Below are 14,652 nucleotides of genomic sequence, written 5' to 3'. Positions count from 1 at the left end.
AGATGGATCAAGCCCCGGGACCACTTCGCTGCAGCGGTTAGATTGCCTTTGGTTAACCGCGGGCATCCCTGAGCAACGGTTGCCGACGGAAGGCAGGCATGACGAGCCCGACAGCAATTCGCGGCGGTTCATCGACGGACGCCGCGCCCAGCGGCGCGCTGGTCGATCCGCAGCGACGCAATTTCATCTTCGTGGCGATCCTGCTCGGCATGTTGATGGCCGCGCTGGACCAGACGATCGTCGCGACCGCGTTGCCAACCATCGTCGCCAATCTTGGTGGCGCAGGCCATCAATCGTGGGTGGTCACCAGCTACCTGCTCGCCTCGACCATCATCACCGCCCTCGTCGGCAAGTTCGGTGACCTCTTCGGCCGCAAGCGGGTGTTCCAGGCGGCCGTCGTGTTCTTCGTCGCCGGGTCCGTGCTGTGCGGGCTCTCGAGCTCGATGGGCATGCTGGTCGCGTCCCGCGCTTTGCAGGGCATCGGCGGCGGCGGGCTCATGGTGACCGCCATGGCGCTGATCGGCGAGGTGATCCCGCTGCGGGACCGCGGCCGCTACCAGGGCGCGATGGGCGCGGTATTCGGCGTCACCACCGTGATCGGTCCCTTGCTCGGCGGCTACTTCACCGACCACTTCACCTGGCGCTGGGCGTTCTGGATCAACGTGCCGATCTCGGTCGTGGTCTTCTTCGTGGCGGCTGCCGCCATCCCGGCGCTGTCCGACCGCACCAAACCGGTCATCGACTACTTCGGCATCCTGCTCGTCGGCCTGGGCGCATCGGGGCTGACACTGGCCACCAGCTGGGGTGGGACCACCTACCCGTGGGGATCGCCCATGATCATCGGCCTGTTCGTCGGCTCGGTGATCTCGTTGTGCGTCTTCGCCTGGGTGGAAACCCGTGCCGCCGCGCCGATCCTGCCGACCCGGCTGTTCGGCAGTCCGGTGTTCACGGTGTGCTGCGTGCTGTCCTTCGTGGTCGGTTTCGCGATGCTGGGCGCCCTGACGTTCCTGCCGACCTACATGCAGTTCGTCGACGGCGTCTCGGCCACCACATCGGGCCTGCGCACACTACCGATGGTGATCGGGATGCTGACCACCTCGATGGGCAGTGGTGTCATCGTCGGCCGCACGGGCCGGTACAAGGTTTTTCCCGTCGCCGGCACCGCCGTGATGGCGGTGGCGTTCTTTCTGATGTCGCGGATGGACCCGTCGACATCGGTGTTGGTGCAGTCGCTGTTCCTTGTCATCCTCGGCGCCGGCATCGGCATGTGCATGCAGACCCTTGTCCTGATCGTGCAGAACACCGTGGGCTTCGACGACCTCGGCGTCGCGACCTCCGGCGTCACCTTCTTCCGCACGATCGGCAGCTCGTTCGGCGCCGCCATCTTCGGTTCGCTGTTCACGAACTTCCTGCACAGCCGGATCGGCCCGGCGATGGTGGCCAGCCGCGCGCCGGCCGCGGCCGCCGCGTCGCCGGAGGCGTTGCATCGGTTGCCCCGCCAGGCGGCCGCGCCGATCGTCGCCGCGTACTCCGAGTCGCTCACCCACGTCTTCTTCTGGGCGGTTCCGGTCGCGCTGGTCGGGTTCGTCCTGGCGTTGTTCTTGCGTGAGGTCCCGCTGCGGGAAATGCACGACAGCACAATCGATCTCGGCGACGCGTTCGGCATGCCGAACACCGAGACACCGGATCAGATGCTGGAGGGCGCGGTCGAACGCATGCTGCGCGGTGTGCCCGGCATGCGCTTGCGCAGCATCGCGATGCGACCCGACTGCCGACTCGACGTGGCCGGATTGTGGGGCGTCCTGCGCATCAACCGCTACGGGCAGATGTATGGCACGGCCCGGCTGACCGACATCGCCGACTACCTACGGATTCCGTTCGAGGTTTTGGAGCCCACCTTCTCGCGGCTGATCGCGACCGGATACGCGCGGGGTGACGGCGACCAGATGTGGCTGACACCCGCGGGGGCCCAGCAGGTGGACTACGTGCAATCGCTGCTGGTGGGCTGGCTGGTCGACAAGCTCGCCCGGTCACCGGGATTCGACGGACGACCGGATCGTCGGGTGGTCGAAGCGGCGCTGAATCGAGTCGCGGGCCGCGTTCTCGCGCAACGGGACTGGAACGACGACCGTCCCACCACGAAGATCCCGGTGCCCGCGCCCTGAACCGGGCGCTCCGGGCGTACCATCACGCCATGAGCCGAATCGGAACATTTGCCGACGACGACCTGGCCGGCTGGTTTGTTAAATCCCCGGACATCGGTGGCGCGCTCGGCGGTTTCAGCAACGCGGTCTACACCAAGAACCGGCTGCCGCTGCGCACCCGGGAACTGGCCCGCGCGGTGATCGCCCACCGCAACGAATGCGTCGTCTGTGTCAACACCCGCGACGAGGACGGGCCCGCCGCCGGAGTCGACGAAGAGTTGTACGACCACGCCCAGGAGTGGCGCACCTGGCCCGGCTATAGCGAGCAGGAGCGGCTGGCCGCCGAGTTCGCGGACCGTTTCGCCAGCGATCACACCGCCCTGCGCGACGACGAGGACTTCTGGAGCCGTTGCTCCGAGCACTTCTCCGACGAGCTGCTGGCCGACTTGGCCCTGTCGTGCGCGCTGTGGATCGGCATGGGTCGCGTCTTGCGGACCCTCGACATCGGCCAAGCCTGCAAACTGACGATTCCCAGCCGGGCATAAGCTCCCACGCCCCGGCCGATCGGGCCCGCGACACATAAACGTCTGCGACGACACGCCGGAAAACGTCTCAGCGGTTTATGTTTCGCGGGCACAAATGGCCGCACCACCGCGTTGCGCTAGCTGTGAAGATTCGCTTCGGCGTCGGACTCGGTGCGGACACCGCCCCGGATCGGTTGGCTCCCATCGTGGATCGGCTGGAATCCAGCGGGGTGGATTCGCTGTGGTTCTCGGAGCTGGTCTACTCCCCGGCGGTCGATCCGGTGGTCGGCATGGCCTACGCGTTGGCCCGGACGACCCGGTTGAAGGTCGGCACCTCGGTGGCCGTGCTGCCCGGCCGGCACCCGGTATTGGTCGCCAAACAATTGGCCTCGTTGGCGGCCGTTGCGCCGAAGCGGGTGCTTCCCGTCTTCGGCCTGCGGTCGGCGATCCCGGCCGAACGCGAGGTGTTCGTGGTTCCCGACGGCGAGCGGGCCGCCGTCTTCGACGAGTCGCTACGGGTGCTGCGCGCCGCTTTGGTCGAGGATTCGGCCAGCTTCACCGGCCGATATTTCACGGTCAACGAGGCTTCCGTCCTGCCGAGGCCGAACCCGCCGCTGGATATCTGGTTGGCGGGTTCGGCGCCGGGGGCCTTTCGGCGGATCGGCGCGCTCGGCGACGGCTGGCTGGGCAGTTTCCTGACCCCCGAAGAGGCGCGGGCCGGCCGTGCGGCGATCGAACGCGCCGCGGCGCAAGCGGGCCGGCAGATAGACCCCGACCATTTCGGCATCTCATTGGCCGTCGCAGAAGGCGATCTGCCCCCGGAGCTGGCCGCGGCGGCCCGGAAGCGTCGTCCCGACGTTGACCCCGCCGAGCTGATCGCCGCCGGATGGGATCGCCTGCACCGCCAACTCGACGCCTACATCGACGCGGGCTTGACGAAATTCGTCATCCGGCCGGCGGGCCTTGCTCCCATCGACGGGTTCCTCGATCGGTTCGTCACCGAGTTGATCGCCCGCCAGAACTGAATTCGTCAGCCGGGGCGGCTCGAGGCTGCACAATGACTGCCATGACCGGCACACCGCTTGCGGCCGCGGGGATCGCCCAGCTGGAGGCCGAGGGCGTCGACACCGTCATCGGCACCGTCGTGAATCCCGCCGGGCTCACCCTGGCCAAGACGGTCCCGATCCGGCGGACCAACGCGTTCGCGGATCCCGGTCTCGGCGCCAGCCCCTCGTGGCACGCCTTCGCGGTCGACCAGAGCGGCATCGCCTTCACGCCCGATGTCGGCGTCGTCGGGGACCAGCGCCTACGTATCGACGTGTCGGCCCTGCGCATCGTCGGCGACGGGCTGGCGTGGGCGCCCGCCGCGTTTTTCGAGCAAGACGGCACGCCCGTTCCCGCCTGCGCCCGCGGCACGCTGGGCCGGGTCGAAGCCGCGCTCACCGAAGCCGGGATCGAGGCGGTGGTCGGGCACGAAGTGGAATTCCTCTTGGTCGCTCCCGACGGCGGCCGCCTCCCGTCGACGCTGTGGGCGCAGTACGGCCTCGCCGGCATCCTCGAGCATGAAGCGTTCGTCCGGGACGTCACCCGGTCGGCGGGGGCGGCGGGCATCGCGATCGAGCAGTTTCACCCCGAGTACGGCGCCAACCAGTTCGAACTGTCCCTCGCGCCACAATCCCCGGTGGCCGCCGCCGACCAGCTGGTGCTGTTGCGGCTCGTCATCGGGCGGGCAGCCCGCCGCCACGGGGTTCGCATCAGCCTGTCACCCAAGCCCTTCGCGGACGGCGTGGGATCCGGTGCCCACCAACATTTCTCGCTGACATCGCCGGATGGCCCGCTGTTTTCCGACGGCGCCGGCGCCCACGGCATGACGGCGGCGGGGGAGAGCGCGGTGGCGGGGCTAATCGGCGGACTGCCGGCGGCGCAAGGCGTGTTGTGCGGGTCGATCGTGTCCGGTTTGCGGATGCACCCCGGCAACTGGGCCGGCGCGTACGCGTGCTGGGGGACCGAGAACCGCGAGGCGGCGGTGCGGTTCATCACGGGCGGGCCCGGCAATCCGCGCGGCGGGAACGTCGAAGTCAAGATCGTCGACCCCTCCGCCAACCCGTACCTGGCGTCGGCGGCGATCCTGGGGCTGGCGCTCGATGGAATCAAGCGCCAGGCGGCGTTGCCACCGGAGATCACGATCGACCCGGCGACCCTGTCCGATTCCGACCGCGAGCGCGACGATGTCGTCGGCCTAGCCAGGGGCCAGGCCGAAGTGATTGCGGCACTGGATAATTCATTGCTGCTGCGGGGCATTCTCGGCGATCCGGCGGTCGAGATGGTGGTCGCCGTACGCCGCCTGGAACACGAGCGGTACGGCGACCTCGACACCGAGCAGCTGGCGGACAAATTCCGGATGGCCTGGAGCCTGTGACGGGGCACGCGATGACGTCCGACGCCCTGGCGCTGCACATCGGTGAAGTGAGGCTGATCGATCAACACGTCCACGGCTGCTGGTTGACGGCGGGGGATCGGCAACGGTTCGAGAACGCGCTCAACGAGGCCAACACCGAACCCATCGTGGGGCCGGGGTTCGACTCACAACTGGGCTTCGCCGTGCGTGCGCACTGCGGTCCCATCCTCGGTCTGGCCAAACACGTTGACCCACAATCATATTGGGAGCGCCGCGGCCAGTTCAGCGAGGCCGAGCTGGCCCGCATGTTCCTGCCGGCCGCGGGAGTGAGCGACTGGCTGGTGGACACCGGGATCGACGCCGGCACCGCCGGCCCGGCCGGCATGACCGAACTCTCCGGCGGCCGCGCTTACGAGGTGATTCGCCTCGAGCAGGTCGCCGAACAGGCCGCGCAGTCGCTAGGCGACTACGTGACGGCCTTCGAGGACATCCTGCGGCGGCGCGCGGCGACGGCGGTCGGCACCAAGTCGATCCTGGCCTACCGGGGCGGGTTCGACGGCGACCTGAGCGAGCCGTCGCCGTCGCAGGTCGCCGAGGCGGCCGCCCGGTGGCGCGACCGCGGCGGCACCCGGTTACAGGATCGGGTGCTGCTGCGTTTCGGGTTGCATCAGGCCCTGCGGCTGGGCAAACCCCTGCAATTCCACGTCGGCCTCGGCGACCGCGACTGCGATCTGCACAAGACCAACCCACTGCTGTTGCTCGACTTCCTGCGCCAGTCCGGGGACACCCCGATCGTCCTGCTGCACTGCTACCCCTACGAGCGCGAGGCGGGATATCTGGCGCAGGCCTTCAAAACAACGTCTACCTCGACGGTGGGCTGAGTGTGAACCAGCTGGGCGCGCGGTCGGTGGCCTTCATCGCCCGGCTGCTGGAGCTGGCCCCCTTCCGCAAGATCCTCTACTCCTCGGACGGGTTCGGCCCCGCGGAACTGCACTTCCTCGGCGCGGCCCTGTGGCGCACCGGCATTCATCGCGTACTGCGGGACTTCGTGGCCAACGACGACTGGAGCGAGAGCGACGCCATCCGGGTGGTCGACCTGATCGCTCACGACAACGCCGCAGGTCTCTACCGCGTTTGACCCCCGGTGAAGCCGGGGTATACGGCCGGTTATGGCGACCGCGAAGGGCGTCCTGGGGTGGGCCCGCGACAAGGTCGTGTCGTGGGTGCCCAAGGCCGACCTCGACCAGCGCGACCCGGACTACATCCGCGACCAGCTCCCGGGCACCTGGCTGCTCGCGTCGTTCTACTTCCGGGCGGACGTACGGGGCCTGGATCGCATTCCGGCCGAGGGGCCGGTGTTGCTGGTCGGCAATCACAGCGGCGGCAACGTGCCGCCCGACACCTTCGTCTTCACGCTGGCCTTCTGCTCCTACTTCGGCGTCGAGCGGCCCTTCTACCAGTTGGCCCACAACCTCGTGGTGTCCGCTCCGCCGCTGGGCTGGCTGCGCAAATTCGGCACGGTTGCCGCCAACCCCGAAAATGCCCGTCTCGCACTGGATTCCGGCGCCGCGCTGCTGGTCTATCCCGGCGGCGACTACGAGGTGTTCCGGCCCTCGTGGGAACGCCACAAGGTCGACTTCGGCGGGCGCATGGGCTACGTCAAGCTCGCTCGCGAGGCCGGAGTGCCGATCGTGCCCGTCGCCAGCGTCGGCGGGCAGGAAAGCGCGTTGTTCCTCAACCGCGGGCAGTGGTTGGCCAAGCTGCTGATGGCCGACAAGTTGCTCCGGCTCAAGAGCATCCCGATATCGCTGGCGCTGCCCTGGGGTCTCAACGTCAGCGACCTGGCGGGCCATATCCCGTTGCCCACCAAGATCGTGATCGAGGTCCAACACCCGATCGAGGTCGATGGCGACGACCAGGCGGTGCACGACAAGGTGATGGCCAGCCTGCAGGGCGGCGTCGACCGGCTGGCCGGCGAGCGGCGATTCCCGGTGATCGGCTGATGCGCGTCGAACGCCGTTGCGTCATCAACGCCGACCGTTCCGCGGTCTGGAAGATCGTCAGCGACCCGGATTGCTACCCGTCGTTCATGACGAACCTGGAGCGCTGGGAATCCTCGAACGACAAACCGGCCGGGGTCGGTGCGCGCTACACCGTCCACTGGAAGATCGGCTCCGTCCCCGTCGGGGGCCTCATCGAAGTGGTCGAGTTCGACGACGACCGCGACCTGGCCTTCGTGGGTCTCACCGGGATCACCCTGCGCGGGCGGATCCGGCTGCGCGACGCGCGCGACGGCCGTACGAAGGTGACGTTCCGCCTGTCGTATCAGGCACCCGGCGGGCTGCTCGGGTACGTCGCGGACCGGATCGCCGTCCGCCAGGTGGGACGCACGCTCGCCGGGACCCTGAAGCGCCTCAGGACGCTGGCCGAGTCGTAGCCGATTTTTCCAATTTCCGGTGTGATCAACCGCCGCGCGGCTTACGCTCCGATCGACGAATCGGGCAACGTCACCAAATTTCGAAGAGGGAAGGGGTTTGGGAGCATGTTGCTCCGAGCAGCTCTCGTTGCCGCGGTCATCGCGGCCGCCGCCGGTGGTTTCGCCGCACCGGCCTACTCGTCGCCCGGGTGTTACACAGCCAGTTCCGGTGACTGCGTTCCGTATCCGCAGCAGGGCGGCTCGCAGCCGCAGGGCGCCACCGCGCAATGTGCCGATGGAAGCTGGTCTTTCAGCGAACACCCGCACGCCGGCGGCACCTGCCACGGTCACGGCGGCGTCCAACAGTACTTATAGCGGTTGGCGACGTCGGCGCTGCGCAAGGCGGTGTGATGGTCGAATACGAGGGGTGACCATCCAAGCGACGTAAGCGCCGATGTCGCCGAATCCATTGCAGTCCAGAATGTTTCCGACGCCTGACACAGTGCTCGGACCAAGGTTGTCGCGTCGAAGACCAAGGTGACCCTCTCGCTACGCACCGGCATGTGGCGATCTTGGCTCCAGGAGGCGATCGACGTGGCAGTTGTCGCCGCCGTTGTGGCGGATGAGATTCCGCCGCTCTACGAGCGATTCGAAGCAGGCATTGCTACCGAGGAAGACCTAGGCGACTTTCCCGGCACAACCGTTACCGTTCAGCGGTTCAAACACCCAGCATGCGATTCGGTCCGTGCTTCGACGCGTAGGCCGGCGAATGCCCTGGCCTGCGCGACGCCCCTGGACAGGCCCGTCCGTCCGCAGTCCGTCGACAGCAGTTTTAGTCCGCCCGGTGATCGGCTCAACCTAGTTGTCGCCCAATGTGGTTCGGGCAGCAGACTTGTTCCCGAACCGTGAGCGCGTAGGAACGCTCATGCGGCACGACAGCTGCGCACACCAAGAATAGGTGTCGATGGCACCGCGGACCCAAACGTTGCGCGCGGCCGGGTTAGTGTCTCGGGCACCGTAGCCTGATCAGAGGTTTCCGCGTTTTGCTCGCTAGTGAGCGCCGCCGTATGGGCCTCGCCGCGGGCCAGCGCCACTATCGCGACAATCACCACGATCGCCGCCGACGCCAGGACGATCATGCCCACGCCATCGGCGTTGAGGGTCTCGCCGAGCACCACGATGCCCAGAACCGATGCCACCGCCGGTTTGGCCACGGTCACCGACGGCATTGAGGCGGTCAGCGCACCAGCGCGGAACGATGACTGCTGAAAAATCATCCCTGCCAACGCCGCCAGTATCCAGACGTAGAACTCCGGCGCGCACAGCAGCGCCCCGAAACCATGTCCGGCCGCCGCGACGACGGCTTTGGTTAGCACCGCGAACAGGGCCAGCGACGAACCGGCCACCAGCGCCAGCAGTACAGCCGCACGCGGACCGGGCCAAATGCGCGCACCCAGGACACAGAACACCAGTAGCGGACCCAACACCAGGGCCACCACGGTCCAGGTTGTCAGCGACCCCTGCGACTGGCCGGCCTTCGGGTCGCCGACCGTGACGACGACCGCCAAAGCGACGGCGAGCACCGTCGCCCACATCCACTGCCGGCGGGTCACCCGCTGATGGGTCAGCCGCGCATGGACCGGCAGGGCGAATAGCAGCGCCGTCACCTGCAACGCCGTCACCAACATCACCGACCCGGCCGCCAGCGCGGCGGCTTGCAGGCTGTAGTTGGCAACGGCTCCCCCGCCGCCGAGCCACCACCGGGCGTCGTGCAACGACATGCGGAACAACTCCCAGTGGCCGACCGGTTCGTCGGTGACTTCATGCGCGGACTGTTGACGGCTCACTGCGCCGATCGCGGATGCCAGCGCGGCGCACAGGGCGAGCGCAACCGCGATATCCGACTTCAGCATGGGACCTCCTCAAGATGCCGAGCTCACTTCGGGCTAGACCCCGAAGTAGACGCCGTACCTGCTCGTCGCGAGCGCTTTCAACAGCGACAGGACCAGCCCGGTCCCAGCCAAGGTGCCCAGAGTCACGGTCACGATGAAGGCCACGCGGAAGCTCGTGGAGAGCGCCGACCGGAGAGGGTTCTGCTGGTCGACGGCGGTCGACTGGTGGATGTTACGGGCGGTCATGGCATTCTCCTCGTTGACTTCGTTTCGGGTCATGTGCATTGTCGCTGCCAAATTCATGACGAATTCATGAAGGAAATTTTGATAGACAGAGCACTGCTTCCGGAATGACCGGGAAGCCAGATTGGGCTGCCTCTAGGGATAGAGTTTCCTATCCATTTGGCAAGCATCGCGTGATCGAGTGCAACCAGCGTCCCGTTGAGGCGCAGCCTGAAGTCGCCAGACGACTGCACCCGCTGTGGGCAACGATTACGCGTCTAAATCCGGGGCGAGGACGAGTCTGCTAGACCAAGCTTGTCGCGTCGAAGACCCAGCTAGTATCGGCATTTGCGAGGTTCTCGAAGTGATTCGGGGGAGCGAAGGCAACGAGGCTGTTCATGTCCCAATAGTCTTTCCAGACGGTGACCTTGCCGCCCTCGACCTTGTGGACGGTCACGAATCTCAGCACGCCTCGCTCACCCGTGGTGAACGTCCATGTCTCGGAGTGCTCGTACATCACGTCGGCGCCGTTGGACAGCAGCACGCCGTCGTGGTTCTCGTAGCCCGCCAGCGGCTCGAGACCCATCTTCAGCCGCTTGACGATGTCTTCGGGTCCGCGCGCCGACAGCGCCGGAACCGGCATGTCGACGTAGAGGCAGTCATCGGACAAAAACGTCTTGACCGCCTCCCAGTCCCGCCGCGAGAGCGCCTGCCATAGCCCGAGGACGACATCCTCGACCGAGATCATAGAAACGTCTGTCATAGCGCAAATAAACTCGGTCGCCGAGCGGGTGTCAACAGCGCGGGGGTCCTCCCGGCACGCCGCGCTAGCCGTCGACGCGGGCCATCGCCCGTGCCGGCCCCAGCGCGACCGGCAGCGACGACCAGCCCCGCAGCACCCGCGTGTCGCGCCTGCTTCCCACGCCCGCCGCGCGCACCTCGGGGAAGCGGTCGAAGAACGTCCGCAGCCCGACTTCGCCCTCGGCACGCGCCAGCGCCGCGCCCAGGCAGAAGTGCCGGCCCCCGGAGAACGCGAGATGCCTTCCCGCGTTGGGCCGTTCGATGTCGAAGCGGTGCGGATCGTCGAAGACGGACGGGTCGCGGTTGGCGGCGGCCAGATAGACGAGCACCAAGTCGCCACGCTGGAGCTGTTTGCCCGCCAGCTCAACGTCGCCTTGCGCCATCCGCGCGGTCAGCTGCACCGGCGACTCCAGCCGCAGTATCTCCTCAACGGTGTTGGGCCACAGCTCCGGTCGTTCGCGCAGGGTGGCCAGGCGGTCGGGAGCGTCCAGGAGCAGACGGATCCCGTTGCCCAGCAGGTTGACCGTCGTCTCGAACCCCGCCGCCAATACCAGCCCGGCGATCGCTTGCAGTTCGTTCTCGTCCAGATATGTTTCGGCGGAGCCGCTTTCGGCTATTTGGATCAGCTGGCTCATCAGGTTGTCGCTCGGGGTGCGCCGCAACTGGCTGAGATGCTCGCCCAGCCAGGAGCTGAAGCCGGCGAGCCCTCGTTGCACGCTGCGATATTGCCGCCAGGTCAATCCGATGTCCAGGCTCGGCGCGGCGAGCTCACCGAACTCCAGGACGCGCGGCCGGTCACGCTCTGGCACGCCGAGGATGTCGCTGATGATCGCGACCGGCAGCTGCGAGCAATACCGGCCCACGATGTCGACGACCTGCGAGGCGCCGGACTCGGCGGCCAGCTGATCCAATAGGTCAGCGGCGGTCCGCTCGACGCGAGCGCGCAGCGCGGCGACCGCGCGGGGAGTGAAGACCGCGGACACCGTCTTGCGGTAGCGGGTGTGGTCTGGCGGCTCGACGGCGAGCAGTGACGGAGCGCGAAGCGGATGCAGCAGATCGTCGCGGCTGCGGCGCTCCAGCCAGCGCAGCGGCCCGGGCAGATTCGCCCCGAACACCAGCACGCGGAAGTCGTCGGAGCGCAGCAGCTCGTGCGCGAGCGCGTGGTCGGCCGTCAGATAGCTGACGCGACCCTTGAGCAGCGGCCCCGCGGCCCGAAGTTCGTCGTAGAACGGCACCGGATCGGCGGCCACCCCGGGGTCGGCGATCAGCCTGGCGTGCAGGTCACCGCGCCGGACCCCGAGCGTCGCGACGCCCCGGATGAACCCGTGCATCGCCAACCAGTGCAATCGCTCCTTCACCGGCCCCTCCATCGATCGATGTCACCGAGCCTAGGCCCGGACTCCGGACAGCGTCAGCACTCGGCGATGATCTTGAACTCCGTCGTCACCACTTTGTCGGGGTTGCTGCTGTTGATGCCATAGGCGCTGCCGGTGATCGTGTAGGCGTCGTTGGTGACGTCGGCACGCGCGTCGCGCACGCCGCCTTCCCAGAAGCTGCCGGTGAATCCGTCGACGTTGCGAATCTTCACCCACTGGGGCATCACCCGGTAGCCACTGGTCAGCACCACGGCCTCGACGCCGCCGTCGCGGTCCTTGATGTCGATGGTCCGGTACTGCTGGTTTTGGCTGCACGCCGGAGGGCGGGTGGTGTGAGTGGCGCCGTCGATGGTGAGGCGGGCCGCTTTGCGGGGCGTGGTCTGGGCCTGCCCGCACCCCGCGACGCCGACACCGGCGATCAACACGAAAACCACCGCGATCAACCGGTTTCGCACCGGTCCACCTCCTTCACTGCCGCTTCGGCATCAGCGCGGGTAGGGATTTGACGATGCTGCGTCGCACGAGTTCCGGACTCAGGCCCTTGAAGAAGTCGATCAAGCGAATGCTCTTCGGCACGTACCAATGCAACCGCTTCGGGTTGTGGTAAGCCTGCCACGCGGCTTCCGCCACACTGCTCGCCGGCATCAGGCGGAACAACCCCTTCTTGGGCGCGGTGGCCCGCAGCTCGTCGGCTGTCCTCGGCGCGCCGCCGTCGTTGGAGTGATTCGTCGTCGTGGTCAGGATGGCCGTGTCGATCAGGCCGGGCAGCACGTCGGCGACGCGGACCCCGTGCCGGTGCCATTCGACGCTGAGCGCCTCGGTCAAGCCTTTGACGGCGTGCTTGGTCGACGAATAGACGGCGAGCCGCGGCATGCCGTAGGTGCCCGACGACGACGACGTCGAAAACATCAGGCTGCCAGGCGTTTTCTTCAGATACGGCAACGACGCGTAGGCGCCGCTCAGCACCGCTTTGTAGTTGATGTCGACGACGCGCATGGCGGCCTCGTAGGGCACGTCCTCGAACCATCCGCTTTCGCCGATGCCGGCGTTGTTCCACATCATGTCGAGCCCGCCGTCACTGTTGCCGGCGCAAAAGTCGGCGAGGGCGCCCTCGAGGGCCGCCTTGTCCGTCACATCGACTTGGCGGGTCCACAACCGGTCCCCGCCGAGTTCTTCCTGCAGCGTCGCCAAGCCGTCGCCGTTGCGGTCCACGGCGCCGACCCGCCACCCCTTGGCGTGGAACAGCTTTGCCCCCTCCCGGCCCATGCCGCTGCCCGCGCCGGTGATGAAGATCGATTTCACGGCGCGTCAGCCGGCCTCGACCACATCTTTGATGCGGTTCAGGGTTTTGGTCATGTCGCGCACGTTGCGTCGTTTACGCAAGAAACCCCCGAGCAGCCAGTATGAATCGCCCTGGAAATCCCGGAGACTCCTGACCTTGGAAACGAGGATGCAGGGATGTCCACGGAATCGTCATCGGGAAACAAGCCAACCGCCCGTCGTTATAGCCCGGAGGAGAAGGCCGCCGNTGAATCGCCCTGGAAATCCCGGAGACTCCTGACCTTGGAAACGAGGATGCAGGGATGTCCACGGAATCGTCATCGGGAAACAAGCCAACCGCCCGTCGTTATAGCCCGGAGGAGAAGGCCGCCGCGGTGCGGATGGTGCGGGCGCTGCGCGCCGAGCTGGGCACCGATCAGGGCACGGTGTCGCGGGTAGCCCGCCAGCTCGGCTATGGGCTGGAGTCAGTGCGCTCCTGGGTGCGCCAGGCCGACATCGATGACGGGTATGAGCCCGGCGTCACGACTGCGGAGTCCAAGAAGGTCAAAGAACTCGAGCAGGAAATACGAGAACTTAAGCGCGCCAATGAAATTCTGAAACGAGCGGCGAGTTTCTTCGGGGCGGAGCTCGACCGCCAACACAAGAAATAGTCGACTTCATCGACACCCACCGCGACGAATTCGGGGTCGAGCCCATCTGCACCGTCCTGCGCACCGCGGGGGTGTCGGTGGCCCCGAGTACCTACTACGACACCAAGATCCGGGCTCCGTCAACGAGGGCCTGCCGTGACGCCACGCTGGGCCCAGCACTGCGCCAGCTCTGGGAGGACAACTACAGCGTCTACGGTGCCCGCAAGCTGTGGAAGACAGCACGGCGGGCCGGCCATGACGTCGGCCGCGACCAGGTGGCCCGGCTGATGCGCGCCGCCGGGATCCACGGCGTACGGCGCGGCAAACAGGTCCGCACCACCAAAGCTGACCCGGCCGCGCCGCGTCACCCGGATCTGGTCAATCGCAAGTTCACCGCCACCGCACCTAACCACTTATGGGTCACGGATCTGACGTTCGTGCCGACCTGGGCCGGGGTGGCGTATGTCTGCTTCATCGTCGATGCGTACTCCCGGATGATCGTCGGGTGGCGGGTGGCCTCCCACATGCGCACCACTATGGTCCTCGACGCGCTGGAGATGGCTCGATGGTCACGAGGAAACACGTTGCCGGGCTTGACATGTCACTCCGATGCCGGATCGCAGTTCACTTCCATCCGCTACGGCGAGCGGCTGGCTGAAATCGGTGCGGCGCCCTCGATCGGCACCATCGGCGACAGTTTTGATAACGCGCTGGCCGAGACGGTCAATGGCTACTACAAGGCCGAGCTGATCTACGGACCGGCACGCGCCGGACCCTGGAAGACCGTCGAAGACGTCGAGCTGGCCACCCTGAGCTGGGTGTACTGGCACAACACCACCCGCCTGCACAGCTATCTCGGCGACGTTCCACCTACCGAGTTCGAAGCCACGTTCTACGATGCACCAAGGAGCGACCAACCCCTGGTCGGAATCCAATAACCCGAGCCTCCGGCTGAACCAGGGCGATTCA

At 66.9% G+C, this 14,652-nt stretch carries 14 protein-coding genes, 2 pseudogenes and 1 other annotated feature; of the genes and pseudogenes, 9 read left to right on the top strand and 7 right to left on the bottom strand.

What is annotated here, in order from left to right; translation table 11 throughout:
- The first annotated feature begins 98 nt into the window (after nucleotides 1-98).
- From H7J89_RS21325 to H7J89_RS21290, 8 genes and pseudogenes are all read left to right on the top strand, one after another.
- Entirely contained in the window at nucleotides 99-2,165 is a 2,067-nt protein-coding gene (locus H7J89_RS21325; RefSeq protein ID WP_264046383.1) for an MDR family MFS transporter, read from the top strand.
- 29 nt (nucleotides 2,166-2,194) lie between these two features.
- Nucleotides 2,195-2,689 (top strand): carboxymuconolactone decarboxylase family protein, encoded by a 495-nt coding sequence (locus tag H7J89_RS21320; RefSeq protein WP_264046381.1) that lies wholly within the window; start codon nucleotides 2,195-2,197, stop codon nucleotides 2,687-2,689.
- 122 nt (nucleotides 2,690-2,811) lie between these two features.
- Nucleotides 2,812-3,693, top strand: coding sequence for a TIGR03854 family LLM class F420-dependent oxidoreductase (locus H7J89_RS21315; protein WP_264046379.1), 882 nt, complete (start codon nucleotides 2,812-2,814; stop codon nucleotides 3,691-3,693).
- A 41-nt stretch (nucleotides 3,694-3,734) separates the two neighbouring features.
- Nucleotides 3,735-5,087 carry a type I glutamate--ammonia ligase gene (locus H7J89_RS21310; protein WP_264046377.1) on the top strand — a complete coding sequence of 451 codons (1,353 nt, stop codon included), beginning with the start codon at nucleotides 3,735-3,737 and terminating at the stop codon, nucleotides 5,085-5,087.
- An 11-nt stretch (nucleotides 5,088-5,098) separates the two neighbouring features.
- A pseudogene (locus tag H7J89_RS21305) lies at nucleotides 5,099-6,204 on the top strand (amidohydrolase family protein).
- 31 nt (nucleotides 6,205-6,235) lie between these two features.
- Nucleotides 6,236-7,069: a lysophospholipid acyltransferase family protein gene (locus H7J89_RS21300; protein WP_264046376.1), complete on the top strand. Its 834-nt coding sequence runs from the start codon at nucleotides 6,236-6,238 to the stop codon at nucleotides 7,067-7,069.
- The gene (locus tag H7J89_RS21295; RefSeq protein WP_264046374.1) at nucleotides 7,069-7,503 is read left to right on the top strand and encodes an SRPBCC family protein; all 435 of its coding nucleotides are present in this window, start codon (nucleotides 7,069-7,071) and stop codon (nucleotides 7,501-7,503) included. Before H7J89_RS21300 ends, H7J89_RS21295 begins: the two co-directional genes overlap by 1 nt.
- A 105-nt stretch (nucleotides 7,504-7,608) precedes the next feature.
- A complete protein-coding gene (locus H7J89_RS21290; RefSeq protein WP_264046372.1) occupies nucleotides 7,609-7,857 on the top strand; it encodes a DUF3761 domain-containing protein in 249 nt (82 codons plus the stop codon).
- Between the two features lie 548 nt (nucleotides 7,858-8,405).
- Here H7J89_RS21290 and H7J89_RS21285 read toward each other — a convergent pair.
- The 7 genes and pseudogenes from H7J89_RS21285 to H7J89_RS21255 form a co-directional block, all read right to left on the bottom strand.
- The gene (locus H7J89_RS21285; protein WP_264046370.1) at nucleotides 8,406-9,395 is read right to left on the bottom strand and encodes a DMT family transporter; all 990 of its coding nucleotides are present in this window, start codon (nucleotides 9,393-9,395) and stop codon (nucleotides 8,406-8,408) included.
- A gap of 33 nt (nucleotides 9,396-9,428) precedes the next feature.
- Nucleotides 9,429-9,620, bottom strand: a complete 192-nt coding sequence (locus tag H7J89_RS21280; protein WP_264046368.1) for a hypothetical protein — start codon at nucleotides 9,618-9,620, stop codon at nucleotides 9,429-9,431.
- 280 nt (nucleotides 9,621-9,900) lie between these two features.
- Nucleotides 9,901-10,344 carry a nuclear transport factor 2 family protein gene (locus tag H7J89_RS21275; RefSeq protein WP_264046532.1) on the bottom strand — a complete coding sequence of 148 codons (444 nt, stop codon included), beginning with the start codon at nucleotides 10,342-10,344 and terminating at the stop codon, nucleotides 9,901-9,903.
- 79 nt (nucleotides 10,345-10,423) lie between these two features.
- Nucleotides 10,424-11,755 (bottom strand): cytochrome P450, encoded by a 1,332-nt coding sequence (locus H7J89_RS21270; protein WP_264046366.1) that lies wholly within the window; start codon nucleotides 11,753-11,755, stop codon nucleotides 10,424-10,426.
- Nucleotides 11,756-11,808: 53 nt separating this feature from the next.
- The gene (locus H7J89_RS21265; protein ID WP_264046364.1) at nucleotides 11,809-12,228 is read right to left on the bottom strand and encodes a lipoprotein LpqH; all 420 of its coding nucleotides are present in this window, start codon (nucleotides 12,226-12,228) and stop codon (nucleotides 11,809-11,811) included.
- 13 nt (nucleotides 12,229-12,241) lie between these two features.
- On the bottom strand, nucleotides 12,242-13,075 hold the full coding sequence (locus tag H7J89_RS21260; protein WP_264046362.1) for an SDR family oxidoreductase: 834 nt from the start codon (nucleotides 13,073-13,075) through the stop codon (nucleotides 12,242-12,244).
- A gap of 6 nt (nucleotides 13,076-13,081) precedes the next feature.
- Nucleotides 13,082-13,177, bottom strand: a pseudogene (locus H7J89_RS21255) (SRPBCC family protein); the annotation flags it as partial.
- A 179-nt stretch (nucleotides 13,178-13,356) separates the two neighbouring features.
- Here H7J89_RS21255 and H7J89_RS21250 point away from each other — a divergent pair.
- Nucleotides 13,357-14,621 (top strand): IS3 family transposase gene (locus H7J89_RS21250; RefSeq protein ID WP_264046360.1). Its coding sequence is split into 2 segments (ribosomal slippage): nucleotides 13,357-13,663 and nucleotides 13,663-14,621, totalling 1,266 coding nucleotides; the frame shifts between segments, so codons are not numbered across the junction.
- Nucleotides 13,659-13,790 (top strand) — a sequence feature (AL1L pseudoknot). Its footprint overlaps the gene before it by 132 nt.
- Nucleotides 14,622-14,652 lie beyond the last annotated feature (31 nt).

Source organism: Mycobacterium paraffinicum, assembly GCF_025822865.1.
Lineage (GTDB): Bacteria > Actinomycetota > Actinomycetes > Mycobacteriales > Mycobacteriaceae > Mycobacterium > Mycobacterium paraffinicum.
This window is presented reverse-complemented; position numbering and strand designations above follow the sequence as displayed.

What these genes read in the sequence shown, in the direction of transcription:
- H7J89_RS21325 (WP_264046383.1), top strand. Translation starts at nt 99, where the DNA reads ATGACGAGCCCGACAGCAATTCGCGGCGGTTCATCGACGGACGCCGCG.
- H7J89_RS21320 (WP_264046381.1), top strand. Translation starts at nt 2,195, where the DNA reads ATGAGCCGAATCGGAACATTTGCCGACGACGACCTGGCCGGCTGGTTT.
- H7J89_RS21310 (WP_264046377.1), top strand. Translation starts at nt 3,735, where the DNA reads ATGACCGGCACACCGCTTGCGGCCGCGGGGATCGCCCAGCTGGAGGCC.
- H7J89_RS21300 (WP_264046376.1), top strand. Translation starts at nt 6,236, where the DNA reads ATGGCGACCGCGAAGGGCGTCCTGGGGTGGGCCCGCGACAAGGTCGTG.
- H7J89_RS21295 (WP_264046374.1), top strand. Translation starts at nt 7,069, where the DNA reads ATGCGCGTCGAACGCCGTTGCGTCATCAACGCCGACCGTTCCGCGGTC.
- H7J89_RS21290 (WP_264046372.1), top strand. Translation starts at nt 7,609, where the DNA reads ATGTTGCTCCGAGCAGCTCTCGTTGCCGCGGTCATCGCGGCCGCCGCC.
- H7J89_RS21285 (WP_264046370.1), bottom strand. Translation starts at nt 9,395, where the DNA reads ATGCTGAAGTCGGATATCGCGGTTGCGCTCGCCCTGTGCGCCGCGCTG.
- H7J89_RS21280 (WP_264046368.1), bottom strand. Translation starts at nt 9,620, where the DNA reads ATGACCGCCCGTAACATCCACCAGTCGACCGCCGTCGACCAGCAGAAC.
- H7J89_RS21275 (WP_264046532.1), bottom strand. Translation starts at nt 10,344, where the DNA reads ATGATCTCGGTCGAGGATGTCGTCCTCGGGCTATGGCAGGCGCTCTCG.